This is a genomic window from Streptococcus oriscaviae (assembly GCF_018137985.1).
Lineage (GTDB): Bacteria > Bacillota > Bacilli > Lactobacillales > Streptococcaceae > Streptococcus > Streptococcus oriscaviae.
Genome location: NZ_CP073084.1, coordinates 1,386,772 through 1,408,524, shown reverse-complemented (window position 1 = coordinate 1,408,524; position 21,753 = coordinate 1,386,772). Strand labels below are relative to the sequence as shown.

The 21,753-nt window shown below is 39.8% G+C and carries 17 protein-coding genes and 3 tRNA genes; 14 read left to right on the top strand and 6 right to left on the bottom strand.

Annotated features, from left to right (window positions below; translation table 11 throughout):
• Positions 1-46: 46 nt before the first annotated feature.
• Both guaB and trpS read right to left on the bottom strand, forming a co-directional pair.
• Positions 47-1,528, bottom strand: coding sequence for an IMP dehydrogenase (gene guaB / locus INT76_RS07285; RefSeq protein ID WP_212569810.1), 1,482 nt, complete (start codon positions 1,526-1,528; stop codon positions 47-49).
• 244 nt (positions 1,529-1,772) lie between these two features.
• The gene (trpS, locus tag INT76_RS07280) at positions 1,773-2,798 is read right to left on the bottom strand and encodes a tryptophan--tRNA ligase (RefSeq protein ID WP_212569809.1); all 1,026 of its coding nucleotides are present in this window, start codon (positions 2,796-2,798) and stop codon (positions 1,773-1,775) included.
• 358 nt (positions 2,799-3,156) lie between these two features.
• Here trpS and INT76_RS07275 point away from each other — a divergent pair, with 358 nt between their 5' ends.
• The 3 genes from INT76_RS07275 to INT76_RS07265 all read left to right on the top strand — a co-directional run bounded on the left by INT76_RS07275 (position 3,157) and on the right by INT76_RS07265 (position 8,341).
• Positions 3,157-4,029, top strand: coding sequence for a YitT family protein (locus INT76_RS07275; RefSeq protein WP_212569808.1), 873 nt, complete (start codon positions 3,157-3,159; stop codon positions 4,027-4,029).
• A gap of 63 nt (positions 4,030-4,092) precedes the next feature.
• On the top strand, positions 4,093-5,715 hold the full coding sequence (locus INT76_RS07270) for an ABC-F family ATP-binding cassette domain-containing protein (protein ID WP_212569807.1): 1,623 nt from the start codon (positions 4,093-4,095) through the stop codon (positions 5,713-5,715).
• A gap of 43 nt (positions 5,716-5,758) precedes the next feature.
• Positions 5,759-8,341 carry a YfhO family protein gene (locus INT76_RS07265; RefSeq protein WP_212569806.1) on the top strand — a complete coding sequence of 861 codons (2,583 nt, stop codon included), beginning with the start codon at positions 5,759-5,761 and terminating at the stop codon, positions 8,339-8,341.
• Between the two features lie 53 nt (positions 8,342-8,394).
• On the opposite strand, the gene INT76_RS07260 is transcribed toward INT76_RS07265, so the two are convergent.
• Together INT76_RS07260 and INT76_RS07255 are read right to left on the bottom strand one after the other, a co-directional pair.
• Positions 8,395-8,467, bottom strand: a tRNA-Asn gene (locus INT76_RS07260).
• Positions 8,468-8,472: 5 nt separating this feature from the next.
• A tRNA-Glu gene (locus INT76_RS07255) sits at positions 8,473-8,544 on the bottom strand.
• 118 nt (positions 8,545-8,662) lie between these two features.
• Here INT76_RS07255 and INT76_RS07250 point away from each other — a divergent pair.
• Positions 8,663-8,736: transfer RNA gene (locus tag INT76_RS07250), tRNA-Arg, on the top strand.
• Positions 8,737-8,755: 19 nt separating this feature from the next.
• Here INT76_RS07250 and INT76_RS07245 read toward each other — a convergent pair.
• Both INT76_RS07245 and rlmH read right to left on the bottom strand, forming a co-directional pair.
• Positions 8,756-9,421, bottom strand: coding sequence for a YoaK family protein (locus tag INT76_RS07245; RefSeq protein ID WP_212569805.1), 666 nt, complete (start codon positions 9,419-9,421; stop codon positions 8,756-8,758).
• Positions 9,422-9,446: 25 nt separating this feature from the next.
• Complete coding sequence (gene rlmH / locus INT76_RS07240; protein WP_212569804.1) at positions 9,447-9,926, bottom strand: 23S rRNA (pseudouridine(1915)-N(3))-methyltransferase RlmH; 480 nt, start codon at positions 9,924-9,926, stop codon at positions 9,447-9,449.
• Between the two features lie 192 nt (positions 9,927-10,118).
• On the opposite strand from rlmH, the gene INT76_RS07235 reads away from it, so the two are divergent.
• The 10 genes from INT76_RS07235 (at position 10,119) to mfd (ending at position 21,728) form a co-directional block, all read left to right on the top strand.
• The gene (locus INT76_RS07235) at positions 10,119-11,303 is read left to right on the top strand and encodes a S1C family serine protease (protein ID WP_428843973.1); all 1,185 of its coding nucleotides are present in this window, start codon (positions 10,119-10,121) and stop codon (positions 11,301-11,303) included.
• Between the two features lie 64 nt (positions 11,304-11,367).
• Positions 11,368-12,129 (top strand): ParB/RepB/Spo0J family partition protein, encoded by a 762-nt coding sequence (locus tag INT76_RS07230; RefSeq protein ID WP_212569803.1) that lies wholly within the window; start codon positions 11,368-11,370, stop codon positions 12,127-12,129.
• Positions 12,130-12,331: 202 nt separating this feature from the next.
• Complete coding sequence (gene dnaA, locus INT76_RS07225) at positions 12,332-13,699, top strand: chromosomal replication initiator protein DnaA (protein ID WP_212569802.1); 1,368 nt, start codon at positions 12,332-12,334, stop codon at positions 13,697-13,699.
• Between the two features lie 153 nt (positions 13,700-13,852).
• Positions 13,853-14,989 carry a DNA polymerase III subunit beta gene (gene dnaN, locus INT76_RS07220; protein WP_212569801.1) on the top strand — a complete coding sequence of 379 codons (1,137 nt, stop codon included), beginning with the start codon at positions 13,853-13,855 and terminating at the stop codon, positions 14,987-14,989.
• 60 nt (positions 14,990-15,049) lie between these two features.
• Complete coding sequence (locus tag INT76_RS07215; RefSeq protein WP_212569800.1) at positions 15,050-15,241, top strand: DUF951 domain-containing protein; 192 nt, start codon at positions 15,050-15,052, stop codon at positions 15,239-15,241.
• A 149-nt stretch (positions 15,242-15,390) separates the two neighbouring features.
• Entirely contained in the window at positions 15,391-15,906 is a 516-nt protein-coding gene (locus tag INT76_RS07210; protein ID WP_212569799.1) for an RDD family protein, read from the top strand.
• Between the two features lie 113 nt (positions 15,907-16,019).
• Positions 16,020-16,385, top strand: a complete 366-nt coding sequence (locus INT76_RS07205; RefSeq protein ID WP_212569798.1) for a helix-turn-helix domain-containing protein — start codon at positions 16,020-16,022, stop codon at positions 16,383-16,385.
• Between the two features lie 88 nt (positions 16,386-16,473).
• Positions 16,474-17,589, top strand: coding sequence for a redox-regulated ATPase YchF (gene ychF / locus INT76_RS07200; RefSeq protein ID WP_212569797.1), 1,116 nt, complete (start codon positions 16,474-16,476; stop codon positions 17,587-17,589).
• Between the two features lie 76 nt (positions 17,590-17,665).
• Complete coding sequence (gene pth, locus INT76_RS07195; RefSeq protein WP_212569796.1) at positions 17,666-18,235, top strand: aminoacyl-tRNA hydrolase; 570 nt, start codon at positions 17,666-17,668, stop codon at positions 18,233-18,235.
• A 1-nt stretch (position 18,236) separates the two neighbouring features.
• Positions 18,237-21,728, top strand: coding sequence for a transcription-repair coupling factor (gene mfd, locus INT76_RS07190; RefSeq protein WP_428843991.1), 3,492 nt, complete (start codon positions 18,237-18,239; stop codon positions 21,726-21,728).
• Positions 21,729-21,753 lie beyond the last annotated feature (25 nt).

Genomic DNA, 21,753 nt, shown 5'->3' with positions numbered 1-21,753 from the left:
GTGAAACCCACAGATAAACTCTCTGGTCTCACCTTTTTTTCATACATTATTGTACGGAGTAGTTTGGTGCTTCGTTAGTGATTTGAACATCGTGTGGATGACTTTCCTTCAGACCCGCACCTGACATTTCGATAAACTGGGCATTTTCCTGTAACTGTTCCAAGTTGGCTGCACCAACATATCCCATACCAGAACGCAGACCTCCAACCATTTGGAAAATCATATCTGCAACAGAACCTTTGTATGCTACACGACCCTCGATTCCTTCTGGAACTAGCTTGTTAGCTTCATTGACAGAAGATTGGAAGTAGCGGTCTTTTGAGCCTTGTTTCATAGCGGCAATTGAGCCCATTCCGCGGTAAGTCTTAAACTTACGACCTTGGAAAATTTCAGTTTCACCTGGTGCTTCATCGGTTCCTGCAAACATAGAACCCAACATAACCGCATGACCACCAGCTGCCAAAGCTTTTACAATATCACCTGAATACTTGATACCACCATCCGCAATAATGGTCTTACCGTATTCACGCGCAACACCAGCCGCATCATAAATGGCCGTCACTTGGGGAACTCCCACACCAGCAATGACACGAGTCGTACAGATTGAGCCTGGTCCAATACCAACCTTGACTACATCCACTCCCGCTTCATAAAGGGCACGCGCTCCTTCAGCAGTTGCAATATTTCCAGCAATCAAGGTCTTGGTTGGGAAATGATTTCTGATTTCTTTAATCTTGCGTAAAACACCTGCAGAGTGTCCGTGTGCTGTATCAATAACAATTGCGTCTGCACCCGCTTCAAAAAGAGCTTCTGCTCGCTCGAAGGTATCCGAAGTTACACCAACAGCTCCTGCAACTAGCAGGCGACCAAATTCGTCCTTGGCAGAGTTCGGAAACTCGATTACTTTTTCAATGTCTTTGATGGTAATCAAACCAGATAGACGACCATTTTCATCCACCAACGGTAGTTTTTCAATGCGGTGCTTGTGTAGAATTGCTTCTGCAGTTTCTAAATCTGTGCCAACTGGTGCAGTAACCAAATTTTCGCTGGTCATATTGGTTGAGATAGGTTGGCTATAATCTGTAATAAAACGCATATCGCGGTTAGTGATAATACCGACCAGTTTACGGTTTTCCAAGGTTTCAACAATAGGAACACCTGAAATCCGATAAGTTGCCATGAGTTTTTCTGCTTCTTCAATTGTATGCTCTGGTGTCAGGAAGAAAGGATCGATAATGACGCCATTTTCAGAGCGTTTTACCTTACGAACCTCGTCAGCCTGCTCCTCGATAGACATATTCTTATGAATAACACCAAGACCACCCGCACGGGCCATGGCAATCGCCATTTTACTGTCAGTTACAGTATCCATGGCTGCAGAGATAATAGGAAGATTCAGGGTCAAATTTGGTGCCAACTGTGTTTTCAAATCGATATCATGCGGCAAGACATGACTTTCTGCCGGTATCAGTAAGACATCATCAAAGGTGAAGCCTTTTTTCAAAAATTTAGTTTCCCAATTTGACATGGATGAATTCCTCTTTTCTTCTTTCATTATCAGTTCAGTCCTACGCTGAAAGGTTTTTTATTTTAATTATGATAAACATTTTAAAATCATTTGTCAACGATTATTCGCTTTAAAATCTATTCTCACAAAAATTCAGAAAATTCATTCCTATTTCCTTTTAAATTAACGAACGTTTTTTTATTTTTTGTTCTAATCAACAACAAAAGAGAAACATTCTTTTCTGTTTCTCTTTTTATTGTTTACCTTATTTAAAATAGTTGATTCCCATAGCAGTCTTAACCTGATCTAAGGTGCTAGCAGCAACTTGACGTGCCTCCTGACTTCCCTTGTGCAACATGGCATAAACCTGTCCCATATCTTTAGCAAATTCCAGACGGCGTTCACGAATTGGGCCTAATTCTCTCTCTAAAATATCGAGAAGATAGCGTTTCGTCTTAACATCACCCAGACCACCACGCTGATAGTGTTCTTTCATCTCGGCAATGGTTGTTGCATCTTCTTCGCGGCCAAATACATCCAGATAGTGAAAAACCATATTGCCCTCTATCTTCCCTGGGTCCTCAACACGAATATGATTTGGATCAGTATACATACTCATCACTTTCTTTTTGAGAGTATCCATATCATCAGCCAGATAGATCCCATTTCCAAGCGATTTGGACATCTTAGCATTTCCGTCCAGACCAGGTAGCCGACCAGCAGCTTCATTTTCAGGATAGATACCTTCTGGTTCTACCAAAACATCCGTATGATAGGCGTTATTAAAACTCCGGACAATCTCACGCGTCTGCTCTATCATGGGCTTTTGGTCAGTTCCTACAGGAACAAAATTTGCCTTAAAGGCTGTAATATCTGCTGCCTGAGAAATAGGATAAACAAGAAATCCTGCTGGAATTCCTTCACCAAAACCTTTCTGAGCAATTTCCGTTTTAACAGTTGGATTGCGTTCCAGACGTGCAACAGATACAAGGTTCATGTAGTACATGGTTAATTCAGCCAATTCCGGAATTTGACTCTGGATAAAAATTGTTGTCTTTTCCGGATCAAGCCCTGCTGCCAGATAATCCAAAGCCACATTCCCGATGGAGTCGATAATGGTTTGAGGATCTTTAGCATGATCTGTTAGCGCCTGCTGATCTGCAAGAAAGACAAATAACTCATGTTGTCCTTGATTTTGTAAAAGAACACGATTTTTCAAGGAGCCTACATAATGACCGATATGTAGTTTTCCTGTCGGCCGATCGCCTGTCAAAATAATTGGTTTCGTCATAATTCTCTCCTTTTTCCCAAATAAAAACCCACGCACAGTAAAACTGTGCGAGGGCGTCTAGGACACGGTGCCACCTCACTTTGAGCATTCCACTCATCTCTGCCTAAAAGGCTGCACATAAGGCCTGCTAGCCGAATCCTTATTGTTTCAGATTCCGTTTGTAAATCAGCCCATTCATCAACTGCTATCGCCTGTTTCCACCGACCACAGACTCTCTAAAGATAAGCAATCCACTACTCTTCTGATTCGTTTCAATTATATACCGTAAAAAAAAGAAAGTCAAGTTGTCCAATCTCTTGACGGCAAGGCCTTAATCAGCGATAATAGAGAATGGACTTTATGGAAAGGCATAGACACTATGAATCAAAAACTAAAAGATGTGGTCCTAGTAACGCTGGGATCCTTTATCATGGCTGTTGGTTTTAACACCATGTTTTTAGAAAATAAAATTGCTTCAGGCGGGATGGGAGGTTTGGCCATCAGTTTACACGCCTTGTTTGGTTGGGACCCAGCTGATTTCGTCCTCTACTCCAATATCCCGCTCCTAATTCTTTGTTTACTCTTTTTAGGAAAAGGAACCTTCATCAAGACTGTTTACGGTTCTTGGATTTACCCAATTTTCATCAAGTTGACAGCAAGTTTACCAACCTTGACACACAATACACTATTGGCTGCAATTTTCGGTGGCATTATTTTAGGTGTTGGGTTGGGTTTTGTCTTCCTTGGAAACTCCTCGACTGGTGGAACAGGAATCATCGTTCAACTCATCAACAAGTATACTCCATTTTCGCTGGGAGTTATCATGGGAGTAATCGATGGAATCGTTGTTGGAATTGGCTTTGTAGCTTTTGATCCAGACACGGTTATGTACTCTATTCTCTCCCTGCTAACCATCACTTATATTGTCAACATGATGATGACAGGTGCGGATTCTTCTCGTAATGTCATGATTATTTCTAAAAAACACCAGGCAATCAAAGACTACATTACCAATGTGGCAGATAGAGGGGTGACAGAACTCCCTGTTATTGGAGGCTTTACAGGAAATGAACAACGGATGTTGATGACAACTGTATCACGGCCTGAGGTTCAACACCTCGAAAATGAAGTGCTTAATGTTGATGAAACAGCTTTTATCATCGTCATGCCAGCTACTCAGGTCAGAGGTCGCGGTTTCAGTCTGCAAAAAAGCCATCAACCTTTGGATGACGACATCCTGCTTCCAATGTAATTTTAATTGAAAATTTAAGTAGATTCTAGTAGAATAAACCTAATAGAGAAAAGAGGAGAATTTATGCTTACAGTATCAGACGTATCCCTACGTTTCAGTGACCGAAAACTGTTTGATGATGTCAACATTAAGTTTACAGCAGGAAACACTTATGGTCTTATCGGGGCCAATGGCGCTGGTAAATCAACATTTTTAAAAATCCTTGCTGGAGATATTGAACCAACAACTGGTCATGTTTCGCTTGGACCAGATGAACGCCTATCTGTTCTTCGTCAGAACCACTTTGACTACGAAGATGAGAGAGCGATTGATGTTGTTATTATGGGAAATGAACAACTTTACAACATCATGAAAGAAAAAGATGCCATCTACATGAAGGAAGATTTTTCTGATGAGGATGGGGTTCGTGCAGCCGAATTGGAAGGAGAATTTGCGGAACTTGGAGGCTGGGAAGCCGAGAGTGAGGCCTCTCAACTTCTTCAAAATCTTAATATTCCAGAAGAACTCCACTACCAGAACATGAGCGAGTTGACAAATGGTGAGAAGGTAAAGGTTCTTTTGGCCAAAGCCCTCTTTGGCAAGCCTGATGTCCTGCTTTTGGACGAGCCTACCAACGGTCTGGACATTCAGTCTATCAATTGGTTAGAAGATTTCTTGATTGACTTTGAAAATACGGTAATTGTTGTTTCTCACGACCGCCACTTCCTCAACAAGGTATGTACACACATGGCTGACCTTGACTTTGGAAAAATCAAGATTTTTGTTGGTAACTACGACTTCTGGAAACAATCGAGCGAATTGGCTGCAAAATTGCAGGCTGACCGCAATGCCAAGGCAGAAGAAAAAATCAAAGAACTCCAAGAGTTTGTTGCTCGTTTCTCTGCTAATGCTTCAAAATCCAAACAAGCTACCTCCCGTAAAAAAATGTTGGATAAAATTGAATTGGAAGAGATTATCCCATCCAGTCGTAAATACCCATTCATCAACTTTAAAGCGGAACGTGAAATTGGTAACGACCTCTTAACTGTTGAAAACCTCAAGGTTGTGATTGACGGTGAAGTAATTTTAGACAACATCAACTTTATCCTTCGTCCAGGAGATAAAACAGCTCTTATCGGACAAAACGACATCCAAACAACGGCTTTGATTCGTGCCCTGATGGGAGATATTGACTATGAAGGAACTGTCAAATGGGGTATTACAACCAGTCAATCCTATCTTCCAAAAGACAACAGCCGTGATTTTGACAGTAATGAAACAATCCTTGACTGGCTTCGTCAATTTGCTAGCAAAGAAGAAGACGACAACACCTTCTTGCGCGGCTTCTTGGGCCGGATGCTCTTTTCAGGTGACGAGGTTAACAAGCCTGTAAACGTCTTGTCAGGGGGAGAAAAAGTGCGCGTGATGTTATCCAAGCTCATGTTGCTAAAATCCAATGTCCTGATTCTGGATGATCCAACCAACCACTTGGATTTGGAGTCTATTTCCAGTCTGAATGATGGTCTCAAAGCATTCAAAGAATCGCTTATCTTTGCTAGTCATGACCATGAATTTATTCAAACCTTAGCCAACCATATTATCGTTATTTCAAAAAATGGAGTCATCGACCGTATTGATGAAAACTATGACGAATTCCTTGAAAATGCTGAAGTACAAGCAAAAGTACAGGAACTTTGGAAATCTTAATACATAAAAAGGCGACAAAATCGCCTTTTCTTTTCATCAGCCTATGAGAATTACAACCAAACACCCCAAACCAATTGTCTTTTTCAGCCTTTCCTTTATCTTCCCCTTCCTCATAATGCTCCTTTTATTGGCATTTAGAGGAATTTGGTGGGGAAGTGACACGACTATCTTAGCTAGTGATGGCTTTCACCAGTATGTGATTTTTAATCAATTACTGAGAAATAGTCTGCATGGAGAAGGCTCTCTCTTTTATACCTTTACCAGTGGATTAGGTTTAAACTTCTACGCTCTAATTGCCTACTATCTTGGATCTTTTTTATCTCCTTTTACCTATTTCTTTGATCTGGAAAGCATGACAAATGCCCTTTACTTGTTTACTCTTATCAAGTTTGGCCTTATTGGTTTATCCCTTTACACCAGCTTGTCAGGGATTTACAAAAGACTATCTCCTTGGATGGCTCTGCTTTTATCAACAAGCTTAAGTTTGATGAGTTTTTCAACCAGTCAACTGGAAATCAATAGCTGGTTAGACGTGTTTATCTTATTGCCGCTTGTTTTATTAGGTTTACACAAGTTGACAACAGGAAGAGGAAAAGTCCTTTATTTTAGCAGCCTGCTCTGTTTATTTATCCAAAACTACTACTTCGGTTACATGGTTGCTATCTTTATCAGCCTTTGGTTTTTAGTTCAGTTATCATGGGATTTTAAAGGACGTATTCGCTATTTCATAGACTTTACAGTAGTGTCTATTCTTGCAACACTATCCAGTATGATCATCCTATTGCCAATCTATTTGGATTTGAAAACCCACGGGGAGACTCTCACCAAGATTACAGACTTACAAACTGAAAATTCTTGGTATCTGGATTTATTTGCAAAAAATCTCGTTGGAAATTTTGATACTACAAAATTTGGAGCTATTCCTATGATTTATGTAGGGTTGTTTCCGCTTATCCTGACTTTACTTTTCTTCACTCTATCATCTATCAAATGGTACGTTAAACTAGCCTATGCAAGTCTTCTTGGTTTTATTATAGCTAGTTTCTACCTCCAACCTCTTGATTTGTTCTGGCAAGGCATGCATGCCCCTAACATGTTTCTCCATCGCTATGCCTGGGCATTTTCCTACACCATTGTCTATATGGCAGCTGAAACCTTATCGCGGATAGAAGAATTAAAACAATTGAAACAAATAATCTTCCCATTCCTTTTCTTATCAGCTGGCTTTCTTTTGACCTATCTATTCAGACAGCAATACACTTTTTTGGATACTTTCCAGTTCATCTTCTCATTAGAATTTCTCATCGCTTATGCCTTATTACTCTTTTTCTTTGTCAGAAAAAAACTAGGGTGCAAATTCCTCAATCTAGCCTGTCTCGGTTTTGTTCTCCTTGAGATGTCTATTCATACCAATTTTCAGATAGAAGGGATTGCAAACGAATGGCATTTCCCTAGTCTTTCCGGTTATCAAGAAAACTTGACAGCTATTGACAATATTGTAAAGTATACAGATGAAGAAAATGATCAATTTTACCGGATGGAAGTCTTAAAACCTAAGACAGGAAATGATAGCATGAAATACAACTACAATGGCATTTCTCAATTTTCATCCATACGCAATCGTTCATCTAGTGCTATGTTAGACAAACTGGGTTTTCGTTCTGATGGTACCAACCTCAATCTACGTTACCAAAATAATACGTTGATTGCAGATAGCCTCTTTGGCATCAAATACAACCTATCCTCCACAAATCCTACCAAGTTCGGTTTTGACTTTGTTCAAAGTGATCAAAATGTCAATCTGTATAAAAATCAGTTTGCCCTACCGCTTGCTATTTTGACCAATGGAGTTTACAAGGATGTCACTTTTACCAATCAGACACTTGACAATCAGACTCTCTTTCTTAATCAACTGACAGGACTTCGTTTACAATATTATTCAAGCTTGACACCTTTGTCAAGCAGCAATACAAGTGAGTTAGGTGATCGTATTATCGCTAAACCTATTGACTCTTCTACGGACGCTGTTGTCAATTACCGACTAGCTATTCCAGCCAACAGTCAAGTTTATGTCAATCTTCCAAAACTCACTTTTACTAATTCTGCCAGTGAGAAAATTCGTATTTCTTTTGAACACCAGTCTCAAGAATTTACAGTTGACAATAGTTTTTCTTTCTTTACTGTAGGTTCCTTCCCTGAAGCCAGAGAGGTAGAAGTAACAATTTCCTTTCCAGAAAATAGTCAGGTGAGTTTTGACCCACCAGAATTTTATCGATTAGATACTGTCAATTATCAGACGGCTATGGAAGCCCTCAGTAGTAAGAGAGTCCACGCAGCAGCCGGTGGTAATAAAATCACTTTGGATTATACAAGTTCATCAGATGCTTCTTTGTTGTTGACGCTGCCCTACGATAAGGGATGGTCAGCCAAGTTAGATGGAAAACCTGTTCCTATATCACGCGCCCAAGATGGACTGATGAAAATCGATGTAGAAAAAGGGGATGGAACAATAGTCCTTACCTTCATTCCACAAGGATTCTATCTAGGTCTTATTTGTTTCATCAGTGGTATTTTTCTCTTTACTAGCTACCATATTCTTTGCATCAAAAGACATAAAAAAGGCTGAGGTACTACTTCAGCCTTTTTTCAAAGAAAAACATCTCCGAAGAGATGTAAGAACTCCGCCAACAGGGCTCGAACCTGTGACATCATGATTAACAGTCATGCGCTCTACCGACTGAGCTATGGCGGATTCAACAGTCCGTACGGGATTCGAACCCGTGTTACCGCCGTGAAAAGGCGGTGTCTTAACCCCTTGACCAACGGACCATTTTAGCACAATACCTAGTATAATATAGACCTATTTCTTTGTCAAGCATTTTTTCCCTTTTCAATAGGTATCTTGACATCATGCCTGCTTTAGGTTAAAATAAGATGGTTACTGTACGGTTCCATAGCTCAGCTGGATAGAGCATTCGCCTTCTAAGCGAACGGTCGCAGGTTCGAATCCTGCTGGAATCATTCGTAAGGCTTAGTCTGTCTAAGCCTTTTTTTCTTGCCATAAATGATAATTGATAAAAAGAAGTGGGAAAAGAAGACCAATAAGAGCATATTCATGAAAACGGAAAGATAAAAGAGTGGAAACAACCACACCAACCATGAAACTTAGAATGGTAAGAAAGATGTTTCGCCCTGTTTTTTTCAAGGCTAAATCTTTTTCTACAACCCCTTTAAACCATAGATAGGCGGCGTTTTTAACATTTCCCGTCATCATAACATTCGCATATGGAACCCCTCTGAGGTGACGGAAGGTTTCCACCTGAATAGAAGCCACAAATGCTAAAAGAGCAATCGTAAAGAAGGGTGGCATGATCGGCGATAAAAGAATGGTGATGAGAACCAGACAAAGCATGATAAAGCTGCTGCTAAAATGCCAAGGAAGCTGCTTTGAAACAAACCATTTCTTAGCAAGATAGGTAAAAAATTGACCGATAACAAAAAAATAGATTGGAATGAAGAAGTTGATGACCTGTCGCCAATCTCCCTGGGCAAAGTAAAAAGCAAGAGAAATAACATTCCCTGACTGAACTCCCGCAAAACGTCCACCTTGAGTAATATAGGTAAAGGCGTTTAAATAACCACTGATAAAAGTAAGGCAGCTAGCTACTCGCAATCCTTCAAAAATACGATAATCTTTTTTAGGCATAAAAACTCCAGAGTTTCACGTGAAACTATTTATGATAAGGACTTCCCTGTTGAATCATGTAGGCACGATAGATTTGTTCCAGAAGAACCAGACGCATCAATTGATGAGGAAGGGTTAACTTACCAAAACTCATCAAAAGATTTGCTCTTTTTTTCACAACCGCATCCAAACCGAGGCTTCCGCCAATGACAAAAGTAAGGTCAGAGTAACCTTTGACCATTGCTTCTGATAACTGGTGACTAAACTGTTCAGAAGCGAATTGCTGTCCCTCAATCGCTAAAACAATGACAAAATCTCTTTCACCAATCTTTGTCAGAATGCGGCTAGCTTCTTTTTGGAGGATAAGGTCGTTTTCTGCCTGACTAGCCCTATCAGGTGTTTTTTCATCAGGTAATTCAAGTATTTCTACCTTTGCAAAACGCCCCAAACGTTTTACATACTCAAAAACTCCCTCTTTTAAATATTTCTCTTTCAATTTTCCAACACTGATTACTTTTATTTTCATAAAAACATTGTATCATATCCACAGATGATTGCTAAATAGAAAATAAAAAAATCCTTTCCATACTCCCTTTTATACACATCATCAACTGACTTATCCACAACCTGTGGATTGATTTTTGAAAATTTTAAGTTATAATTAAGAAAAAAAGAGTAGCCTTAAGGAAAATTTAAGAAAATAGGAAAGGAAAGTTATATGAAAAAATATTTGAAATTTGCTATCTTATTTGTCGTTGGTTTCGTTGGTGGACTTGCAGGAGCGCTTGTTGCCCCTTTGTTTCAAACGTCTAATTCCATACCACAAACACAAAGTTCAACAGGTTCTACAACCGTCAGCAATGTTCAGTATGACAATGAAACTTCCACCACAAAAGCTGTGGAAAAAGTTCAAAATGCCGTTGTGTCCGTTGTAAATTATCAGCAGGCCAGCAATAATCTAACATCTATCTTTGGTAACACAGAAAGTTCAGATGAGTTAGCAGTAGCAGGAGAAGGTTCAGGTGTTATTTATAAGAAAGAAGGCGACACAGCCTACATTGTAACCAATACACACGTCATTACCGGTGCTGAAAAAATTGACATCTTATTGGCTTCTGGGGAAAAAGTAGAGGGTGAATTAGTAGGTTCAGACACTTATTCTGACCTAGCAGTCATTAAAATTGCTGCAGAAAAGGTGACAACAGTCGCTGAATTTGCAGATTCCAACTCCATCAATGTAGGAGAAACAGCCATCGCTATCGGAAGTCCTCTAGGAAGTGTTTATGCCAATTCGGTAACCCAAGGTATCGTTTCAAGTCTTAGTCGGACTGTAACCTCTCGTTCTGATGATGGTCAGACTATTTCCACCAACGCTATCCAAACAGATACAGCTATCAACCCAGGAAACTCAGGCGGGCCTCTTATCAACATTCAAGGTCAGGTTATTGGTATTAACTCTAGCAAGATTACTTCCAGCTCTAATAGTAACTCTAGCATAGCAGTTGAGGGGATGGGATTTGCTATTCCATCAAATGATGTTGTCACTATTATCAACCAACTGGAAACTGACGGTAAAGTCATTCGACCAGCTTTAGGTGTTCATATGGTCAACTTGACAGACCTATCAACCAGTCAATTAGAAAAAGCTGGATTAGCAGATAGTGACCTAACTTCTGGTGTCTTGATTGTTTCTACTCAAGCTGGATTGCCAGCAGATGGTAAATTTGAACCTTATGATGTAATCACAGCCATTGACGGAGAAACGATTGAAACGAAGAGTGATCTTCAAAGTGCGCTCTATAACCACAAGGTAGGCGATACAATTGAAATTACATTCTATCGTAAAGGAGAAAAGAAAACCATCTCTATCCAACTAACCCATTCAACAGATGAATTGTCTTGATTTAGTTTGTCAATCTAACTTTACAATATTGTAAAGTTAGATTTTTTTTGTTAGAATAAGCCTTATGGAAGAACTACAATATATTGACCCAAAAGATATTAAACCAAATCCTTACCAACCCAGACAAGAATTCCAACAAGAAAAAATCGAAGAACTAGCTCAGTCAATCAGGGAAAATGGAATCATTCAGCCTCTGATTGTACGAAAATCGTCTATCATCGGTTATGAGTTACTCGCAGGAGAACGCCGGCTGCGAGCTAGTCAACTGGCAGGGTTAAAAAAAGTTCCTGTTGTAATCAAACATCTCACAGACGATGATTTGCTTTACCAGTCTATTATCGAAAACTTACAACGAACTGATCTCAATCCAATTGAAGAAGCTGCATCTTATCAAAAATTAGTAGAAAAGGGATTAAGGCATGATGAGATTGCTCAAATTATGGGAAAATCACGGCCTTATATTACTAATCTTACTCGATTGCTCAACCTATCTCCTGAAACCATCCAGGCTGTAAAAGAAGGAAGAGTATCACAAGGACACGCGCGCCTCTTGCTCTCTCTGTCAGCGGAACAACAAGCAGCATGGGTGGAAAAAATTGAACAGTCTGATATAAGTGTCCGCAGATTAGAGAATCTATTAGCCAGCAAAAAAGGGAAAAAAGCACGCAAGAAAACAGATCTCTTCATTCAAGAAGAAGAAGAGAAACTCAGTCGTTTACTGGGAACGAAAGTTCAAATAAAAAACAAAAAAGATGGCCAAGGGCAGATTACTATTTCCTTTGCCAGCCCTCAAGAATTTGAGCGTATTATCAACACTTTAAAATAAAGCTGTGTATAGAAAAAGATTATCGACATTCTTATTCACAGTAAGATAAACAGTTAGAGGCTAGACTACCAAGGTATGTAGCCTCTTATTCACATCTTGTGGAAAACTTTTGTGAACAGTGTGGAAAAAGAAAAAACTTGTGGAAAACTTTTCTAATTTGTGATACACTAAAAAAGCAAATAATGCAGAAAGGAGGAGAATTGTGAGTCAAGAACAAGTATTTTGGAATCGGTTCATAGAACTGGCTCATACGACTTTTAAGCAATCCATTTATGATTTCTATGTGGCAGACGCTAGGTTACTAGAATTAGAAGGAAATCAAGTAACAATTTTTCTAAACAGACCTTTTAAAAAAGATTTTTGGGTGAAGAATTTTGAGGAATTACTTCGAGCAGCTGGTTTTGAAATCTATGGTGAACTATTAACGATTCAGTATCAGGTTTCAGAAAATAACTACCAATCTTCTTCTTCGCAAAGTCAAGTAAACACTGTGGCAGAAAAAGAAAATAATACAGTAAACCAACAAAACTACTTGCAGCCAGTTCGATCAGATATCAAGTCACAATATACTTTTACAAATTTTGTCCAAGGAGATAACAACCAGTTCGCTAAGGCCGCAGCGTTGGCAGTTTCGGATAACCTGGGCGAACTCTATAACCCTCTGTTTATCTTCGGAGGACCTGGTTTAGGAAAAACTCACTTGCTCAATGCGATTGGCAATAAGGTTCTCGCTGATAATCCCCAAGCCCGTATCAAATACGTCTCATCAGAAACATTCATCAACGAATTCTTAGAACACTTGCGTCTCAATGATATGGAAACCTTCAAGAAGACCTACCGCAATCTGGATTTGCTCTTAATTGATGATATCCAATCCTTGCGCAACAAGGCCTCCACTCAGGAAGAATTTTTCCATACTTTCAATGCTTTGCATGAGAAAAATAAGCAAATTGTTCTAACCAGCGACCGCAATCCTGATTATTTGGACAATTTAGAAGAACGCTTAGTAACCCGTTTTAAATGGGGATTGACCAGCGAAATTACACCTCCTGATTTTGAAACGCGAATCGCTATTTTACGCAACAAATGTGAGAATTATCCTTACGAATTTACCGATGATACCCTCTCGTATCTGGCTGGTCAATTTGATTCCAATGTCCGTGATTTAGAAGGAGCTCTCAAGGATATTAACCTTTTAGCTACCATGCGACAATTGTCTGAAATCACAGTGGATGTAGCAGCAGAAGCGATTCGTTCGCGAAAACAAACCAATCCACAAAATCAGGTTATCCCTATTGAGCGAATTCAGTCAGAAGTAGGGAATTTCTATGGAGTCAGTCTAAAGGAATTAAAGGGAGCAAAACGGGTACAGCATATTGTTCATGCCCGACAAGTAGCAATGTATTTAGCGCGTGAATTGACTGATAATTCCCTCCCAAAAATTGGTAAGGAATTTGGCAACCGCGACCACACCACAGTAATGCATGCCTACAATAAGATAAAAACCATGTTGGCAGAAGATGATAATCTCGAAATCGAATTAACCACTATAAAAAACAAAATCCGTTAGCTGTGGATAAAAAAGAAAAAGGAGCTGACTTTTTCCACAAGTTGTGAACAAGGATTTTTCCTTACCAAAAAAGCTTTTATTGGCTTTTTCCACACAGTTCACAGTCTCTACTATTACTATTAACCTTATAGATTATTAAATAAAGGAGAATCCATGATTCAATTTTCTATCAATAAAACTGTTTTCCTTCATGCTCTTAATATCACTAAAAGAGCTATCAGTAGCAAGAATGCTATTCCTGTATTATCAACTGTAAAAATTGATGTCACAGGAGAGGGAATTACTTTAACTGGTTCTAATGGACAAATTTCCATCGAACACTTTATTTCTGTTCAGGACGAAAATGCAGGGCTCTTGGTTTCTTCAACAGGTGCTATCCTGTTGGAGGCAACATTCTTTATCAATGTTGTTTCCAGTCTGCCGGATATTATTTTAGATGTTCAGGAAATTGAACAAAAACAAGTTGTCTTGACCAGCGGTAAGTCTGAGATTACCCTTAAAGGAAAAGAAGCAGACCTCTATCCACGTTTGCAGGAAGTGTCCACTGTCAAGCCTCTTATTTTGGAAACTAAATTATTGAAGCAGACTATCAACGAAACTGCCTTTGCGGCCTCAACCCAGGAAAGCCGTCCTATTTTGACCGGTGTTCACTTTGTCCTAACAGATAATAAAAAACTTAAAACAGTTGCGACAGATTCTCATCGCATGAGTCAGCGCAAACTGACGTTGGACAAAGCAGGGGATAATTTTAATGTTGTTATCCCAAGCCGTTCACTTCGAGAGTTTACAGCTGTTTTTACAGATGATATTGAGACCGTGGAGGTCTACTTCTCCAATAATCAGATGCTTTTTAGAAGTGAGCATATTAGCTTTTATACCCGTTTATTGGAAGGTACCTATCCAGATACAGACCGTCTGATTCCTACGGATTTCAAGACAAGTGTCATCTTTGATGCAGCTAATTTGCGTTATGCAATGGAGCGGGCTCGTCTTTTGTCCAATGCAACTCAAAATGGAACGGTTAAACTGGAAATTACCAACGGTCTAGTATCTGCCCATGTTCACTCACCAGAAGTCGGAAAAGTCAATGAAGAGTTGGACACACTAGATGTTACAGGACAAGATTTGGTTATTAGTTTTAACCCAACCTACTTAATCGAGGCTCTTAAGGCTGTATCAAGTGAGCAGGTTAAAATTAGCTTTATTTCACCAGTACGTCCGTTCACTCTGGTTCCAAATACTGAGAATGAGGAGTTTATTCAACTCATCACACCTGTACGAACCAACTAATGAAACGCCTACGGGCGTTTTTCTTGTTTATGATATAATAGAATCAAAAAGGAAGTTTTTATGTACCAATTAGGATCCTTTGTCGAAATGAAGAAACCCCATGCCTGCACCATCAAGGCAACGGGTAAAAAAGCCAACTGCTGGGAAGTTATCCGCCTAGGTGCAGACATTAAAATCCGCTGCACCAACTGCGACCATGTGGTCATGATGAGCCGCTATGATTTTGAGCGGAAGATGAAAAAGGTCTTATAAGATTCTTCTGCAATCCTACAAAGCTTGTTAAACCAGTCTTTTCCACAGAAAAATCAAATACTGGTTGTGCAACTTTGACAGGATTTTACTGCTAGGTTGCTTGTCAAAAGAACCTCCATCAGTTAGGATTAGGATGAAAGGAGGCTGCTATGCTAGAACATAATCCTATCCCTGTTTCTACCCGACTCAAAGAACTTCTCTTTGATTATCTCCTGATTTTAGCTTATTTGACCTGTCTTGCCCTTATCAGTCTTAGTTTTTATTTCCTCGTTTTTGGTGAAATACCTGTCTTTACAGCACTGCAGTCTCAGCTCATCGCTACTTTCACATCTGTTTTTCCGATTATTGCCATCTTTAGCTGGATGGACAGCCGGGGCGGTAGCTGGGGCAAGAAAAAGGCAGGTTTAAGGGTTGTGTATCAAAAATCCCCTTTGTCCTCAGCCCTGATTCGCAATAGCATCAAGTTTCTTCCTTGGCAGCTGGGACACATGGGGACCATTTCTGGAATTTATTCCAATTACACCAGCCCATTTGGATATATTTGTACCTTTCTCAGCTTAGGCTTACTCATCCTTCTTTTAGTTATGGCCATCAAGAGAAAAGACAAGCGCCATCTGGGAGATTTACTGGCTGGAAGTCAGGTTGTGATGGAAACAAGTCTTTAGTGAATAGGAAGTAACAGCCTGCAACTAGTAGTTGCGCATTTTTCCTAAAAAGTGCTAGTCAACAGTTCTATTCTAAGCTATAATAGACTTAGAAAAAAGAGGAGGAAACGACGATGAATCAGTTGGCCCAACAAATCAAAAAGTTACGCACTGGTCAAAATCTGTCTCAGGATGACTTAGCCGAAAAACTCTATGTTTCACGCCAATCCATCTCAAAATATGAAAATGGTGAAGCAACGCCAGATATGGACAAACTGGTGCAGCTGGCAGAAATCTTTGGTGTCAGTCTGGATTATCTGGTTTTAGGAAGAGAGCCTGAGAAGGAAGTGTTAGTTGAACAACGAGGAAAAATGAATACTTGGGAATTTTTAAGTGAAGAATCCAAGCGGCCAGTTGAAAATAAAGAAATGTTTCTGTTTTTCCTCTGTATGGTCATCTGTATTTTTGCAGTTTGGATCTTGACCATGATTACAAAATAATTTTCAAGTCCTGCCATTTGGCAGGTTTTTTCTTTATTTTTCTGCTATAATAGTCATGATTGAATTTTTAATTGGAGAGTAAGAAAACATGGCTTTAACAGCAGGTATCGTCGGTTTGCCAAACATTGGTAAATCAACCCTATTTAATGCAATTACAAAGGCAGGAGCAGAAGCTGCCAACTATCCCTTTGCGACCATTGATCCCAACGTGGGAATGGTAGAGGTTCCAGATGAACGTTTACAGAAGTTGACAGAGTTGATTACACCCAAAAAGACCGTCCCAACAACCTTTGAATTTACAGATATTGCAGGTATTGTCAAGGGCGCATCAAAAGGCGAAGGACTTGGTAACAAATTCTTGGCCAATATCCGTGAGGTGGACGCCATTGTCCATGTGGTCCGGGCCTTCGACGATGAAAATGTCATGCGGGAGCAGGGCCGTGAAGATGCCTTTGTGGACCCGATTGCAGATATTGAAACCATCAATTTGGAGCTGATTTTGGCTGACCTAGAGTCCATCAACAAGCGCTATGCCCGTGTGGAAAAGATGGCTCGTACTCAGAAAGACAAGGATTCTCTAGCAGAGTTTGCGGTTTTGGAAAAAATCAAACCTGTTTTGGAAGATGGAAAATCAGCTCGGACAGTTGACTTTACAGATGAAGAGCAGAAAATCGTCAAACAACTTTTCCTCTTAACAACAAAACCAGTTCTCTATGTGGCCAATGTGGATGAAGACAAGGTAGCAGACCCAGATGCCATCGACTATGTGCAACAAATCCGAGCATTTGCAGCGACGGAAAATGCAGAAGTGGTTGTCATCTCAGCGCGTGCAGAAGAAGAAATTGCAGAGTTGGATGATGAAGACAGGGCCGAATTTTTGGAAGCTATCGGCTTGACCGAATCGGGTGTGGATAAGTTGACTCGGGCAGCTTATCATTTGCTAGGACTTGGCACCTACTTTACAGCTGGTGAAAAGGAAGTCCGTGCTTGGACTTTTAGAAGGGGAATGAAAGCACCACAAGCGGCCGGAATCATTCACTCAGACTTTGAAAAAGGCTTCATCCGTGCGGTCACCATGTCCTATGAAGACCTGATGAAGTATGGTTCTGAAAAGGCTGTTAAGGAAGCAGGCCGCCTCCGTGAAGAAGGAAAAGAGTATGTCGTTCAGGACGGCGATATTATGGAATTCCGCTTCAATGTCTAAGTTTTTTGCTGAAAAATAATTAAAACCAAGGCTGAAATCAATTTTCAGTCCTTTTGGTCTTATTGAAAGGAAAGAAATGGTTAAAATGATTGTTGGTCTGGGAAACCCAGGCAGTAAGTACCATGAGACCCGCCATAATGTCGGTTTTATGTTGATTGATAAGATTGCAGAGAGAGAGAAAGTGACTTTCAGCAATGATAAAATTTTTCAAGCAGATATTGCCACTACTTTCATTGATGGTGAGAAAATATTTTTGGTCAAACCAACCACCTTTATGAATGAATCTGGTAAGGCTGTTCAAGCTCTTATAACTTATTACGGGCTAGATACAAGCGATATGTTGGTTGTTTATGATGATTTGGATATGGCAGTAGGTAAAGTCCGTTTCCGACAAAAAGGCTCTGCCGGAGGACATAATGGCATAAAAAGCCTTATCAAGTACCTAGGGACACAAGAATTTGATCGAATTAAAATTGGAATTGGTCGTCCTAAAAATGGTATGTCTGTCGTTCATCATGTTTTGTCACATTTTGATGAAGAAGACAAAATTGCTATCCAACTCACTTTGGAAAAACTTGACAAAGCTGTCAACTTCTATTTACAAGAAGACGACTTTGATACAATTATGAGAAAGTTTAATGGTTAATATGAATTTACTTGATTTATTCCATCGAAATAAACAGGTGATGAAATGGCAGGCAAAGCTGAACCAATCTAGTCGCCAACTCGTACTGGGACTATCAGCCAGTACCAAATCTTTGATGATGGCAACTGCTTTTGATTGCTTGAGTGAAAAAATCATGATTGTTACTGCCAGTCAAAATGAAGCAGAAAAGCTTACTGAAGAATTAGGGTACATACTAGGAAGTGAGTATGTATACAATTTCTTTACAGATGACAGTCCAATTGCTGAATTTGTCTTTTCTTCTAAGGAACGCACCCAGTCTCGAATTGAATCCCTGCAGTTTCTATTGGATAAACGGCGTCCAGGTGTGTTGGTAGTCAATCAGGCTGCCTGCCGCATTCTCCTTCCTAAACCGGACACCTACCGCACATCTGGTGTTCAGATAGAAATCGGTCAGGAAATTGAACTTGACAACTTTGTCAACTTACTAGCACAAGCTGGTTATAAAAAGGTTTCCAGAGTTCTTAACCCAGGTGAGTTTAGTTTGCGGGGAGATATTCTTGATGTCTATGAAATAAATAGTGAATTTCCCTATCGTTTAGAGTTTTTCGGTGATGAAATTGACAGTATTCGAACCTTTGACATTACTAGTCAACGCTCTCTTGAAAATCGTGAAAAGATTTTTCTATCTCCAGCCACAGAAATAATTTTGACAGCAGAAGACTTTAAGCGTGCCGAGGAGAAGCTTGAGAATGCGATTCAAACAGCACAAGTTGAGGAACAAATTTCTTACCTAAAGGAAGTTCTTTCTGATGTCAGAAGTCAGTATCGCCATCCCGACCATAGAAAATTTCTTTCATTTTTCTATGAACAAGAGTGGACTCTTTTTGATTATCTTCCTACGGGGTCTCCTATTTTTTTAGACGATTTTCATAAAATTGCAGATGCCCACGCCCAGTTTGATAAGGAGATTGCTGAAACCTTGACACAAGATTTACAAAATGGTAAATCAGTGTCAAGTCTGAATTATTTTTCATCTGCTTATACTCATTTTAGACAGTATAGACCAGCGACTTTTTTTTCAACTTTTCAAAAAGGTCTTGGAAATCTTCGATTTGATGGAATCTATCAATTTAACCAGCATCCTATGCAGGAATTTTTCCACCAGATTCCATTGTTAAAAGAAGAGTTGAATCGTTATGCAAAATCCAATCACACTCTTATTTTACAGGCTAGTTCTCAAACATCCTTGCAACAACTGAAAAAAGCATTGGAAGAATATGGGATTGATTTACCCTACCGTGAGCCAACTCAGTTGGAAGTTGGTCAGCAGCAAGTGACGATTGGATCCCTCACAGCTGGTTTTCATTTTTTAGATGAAAAGTTAGTAGTCATCACGGAACGTGAAATTTTCAATAAAAAAATCAAGCGAAAACCTCGCAGGAGAAATATATCTAATGCAGAGCGATTAAAGGATTATACAGAGCTGTCAGTTGGTGATTATGTGGTTCATCATGTCCATGGTATCGGGCAATATTTAGGGATTGAAACGATTGAGGTATCGGGTATTCATAGGGATTATTTGACCATTCAATACCAGCAATCAGATCGGATTTCATTGCCGGTTGAGCAGATTGATTTGTTGTCGAAATACCTAGCTTCTGACGGGAAAACACCGAAAATAAATAAGTTGAACGATGGTCGTTTCCAACGCACCAAGCAGAAGGTTCAAAAGCAGGTTGAAGATATAGCAGATGATTTGATTAAACTGTATGCCGAACGCAGCCAGCTCAAGGGCTTTGCCTTTTCTCCAGATGATGCTCACCAAGAGGAGTTTGATAGACATTTTGCTCATGTGGAAACCGAGGATCAACTTCGTTCAATCGAAGAGATTAAAAAGGATATGGAAAAAGATGCTCCTATGGATCGTCTTTTAGTCGGTGATGTAGGCTTTGGAAAAACTGAAGTAGCCATGAGGGCAGCTTTTAAGGCTGTGAATGATGGGAAACAAGTGGCTGTCTTAGTTCCGACAACCGTTTTAGCTCAGCAGCATTTTACTAATTTTCAAGATCGCTTCTCAGAATTTCCAGTTACTGTGGAAGTATTGAGTCGTTTTAAGACAAAAGCAGAGCAGGCATCGACCTTGGAAAGACTGAAAAAGGGACAGGTGGATATTATCATTGGCACCCACAGACTTTTTTCAAAAGATGTTGTATTTGCTGACTTGGGTTTACTGGTCGTTGATGAAGAACAACGATTCGGTGTAAAGCATAAGGAGCGGTTGAAAGAGCTCAAGAAAAAAATTGATGTCTTAACTTTGACAGCGACTCCGATTCCAAGAACCCTGCAAATGTCTATGCTGGGAATTCGTGATTTGTCAGTGATTGAAACACCTCCTACCAATCGCTATCCGGTGCAAACCTATGTCATGGAATTGAATCAAACAGTGATTCGGGATGCCATTATGAGAGAGATGGATCGTGGCGGTCAAGTTTACTACCTTTACAATAAAGTTGACACAATTGAACAAAAAGTAGCTGAATTAAGAGAATTGGTTCCAGAAGCTTCCATTGGTTATGTTCATGGTCAAATGTCAGAAATTCAACTAGAAAATACTCTTCTTTCTTTCATTGAAGGAGAATACGACCTTTTGGTGACAACCACAATTATTGAAACAGGGGTGGATATTCCAAATGCCAATACCCTTTTTATTGAAAATGCAGATCATATGGGCTTGTCAACCCTCTATCAATTACGCGGTCGAGTTGGTCGTTCAAGCAGAATAGCCTATGCCTACCTGATGTATCGCCCAGATAAAAACTTGACAGAAGTAGCCGAAAAGCGCTTAGAAGCTATTAAAGGCTTTACAGAACTTGGTTCAGGCTTTAAGGTTGCCATGCAGGATCTATCTATCCGTGGTGCAGGTAATATTCTGGGAGCAGCCCAAAGTGGTTTCATCGATTCAGTAGGTTATGAACTCTACTCTCAGTTGCTAGAAGAAGCTATCTTGAATAAACAAGGACAATCTCCTAAACGTCAAAGCAGCAATACAGAAATTAATCTTTTCATAGATGCCTACCTTCCTAGTGATTATATTTCTGATCAACGCCAGAAAATTGAAATTTACAAGCGCATCAAACAGATTGACAGTCGTGTCAACTATCAGGAACTACAGGATGAATTGATAGACCGATTTGGCGAGTATCCAGATGTGGTTGCTTATTTATTGGAAATTGGTCTTCTCAAATCTTTTTTGGATCAAATTTTTGCCCAGACGGTTGATTTGAAAAATCAGCAGGTAACTGTTCGATTCGAAGGTATAGCAGGTCAATACTTCCTTACTCAGGATTATTTTGAAGCCCTGTCTGTTACCAACCTCAAGGCGCGAATTGCCGAAAACAAAGGGCAGATGGAAGTGATTTTTGGTATCCAAGGCCGTAAAACAGTTGAAATATTGGAAGAATTGCTTCAATTTAGTGAGAAAATGTTGGAAATCAAGGGGCGAAAAGCCTAAAAATGGTTGAAACATGGTAAAATAA

Bases quoted from the DNA above. Each gene is read 5' to 3' on its own strand.
- rlmH (WP_212569804.1), bottom strand. From the start codon at position 9,926: ATGAAAATAAAAGTAATCAGTGTTGGAAAATTGAAAGAGAAATATTTA.
- INT76_RS07215 (WP_212569800.1), top strand. From the start codon at position 15,050: ATGTACCAATTAGGATCCTTTGTCGAAATGAAGAAACCCCATGCCTGC.
- INT76_RS07245 (WP_212569805.1), bottom strand. From the start codon at position 9,421: ATGCCTAAAAAAGATTATCGTATTTTTGAAGGATTGCGAGTAGCTAGC.
- pth (WP_212569796.1), top strand. From the start codon at position 17,666: ATGGTTAAAATGATTGTTGGTCTGGGAAACCCAGGCAGTAAGTACCAT.
- trpS (WP_212569809.1), bottom strand. From the start codon at position 2,798: ATGACGAAACCAATTATTTTGACAGGCGATCGGCCGACAGGAAAACTA.
- INT76_RS07210 (WP_212569799.1), top strand. From the start codon at position 15,391: ATGCTAGAACATAATCCTATCCCTGTTTCTACCCGACTCAAAGAACTT.
- mfd (WP_428843991.1), top strand. From the start codon at position 18,237: ATGAATTTACTTGATTTATTCCATCGAAATAAACAGGTGATGAAATGG.
- INT76_RS07265 (WP_212569806.1), top strand. From the start codon at position 5,759: ATGAGAATTACAACCAAACACCCCAAACCAATTGTCTTTTTCAGCCTT.
- INT76_RS07235 (WP_428843973.1), top strand. From the start codon at position 10,119: ATGAAAAAATATTTGAAATTTGCTATCTTATTTGTCGTTGGTTTCGTT.
- INT76_RS07230 (WP_212569803.1), top strand. From the start codon at position 11,368: ATGGAAGAACTACAATATATTGACCCAAAAGATATTAAACCAAATCCT.
- ychF (WP_212569797.1), top strand. From the start codon at position 16,474: ATGGCTTTAACAGCAGGTATCGTCGGTTTGCCAAACATTGGTAAATCA.
- INT76_RS07275 (WP_212569808.1), top strand. From the start codon at position 3,157: ATGAATCAAAAACTAAAAGATGTGGTCCTAGTAACGCTGGGATCCTTT.
- INT76_RS07205 (WP_212569798.1), top strand. From the start codon at position 16,020: ATGAATCAGTTGGCCCAACAAATCAAAAAGTTACGCACTGGTCAAAAT.
- INT76_RS07270 (WP_212569807.1), top strand. From the start codon at position 4,093: ATGCTTACAGTATCAGACGTATCCCTACGTTTCAGTGACCGAAAACTG.
- dnaN (WP_212569801.1), top strand. From the start codon at position 13,853: ATGATTCAATTTTCTATCAATAAAACTGTTTTCCTTCATGCTCTTAAT.
- guaB (WP_212569810.1), bottom strand. From the start codon at position 1,528: ATGTCAAATTGGGAAACTAAATTTTTGAAAAAAGGCTTCACCTTTGAT.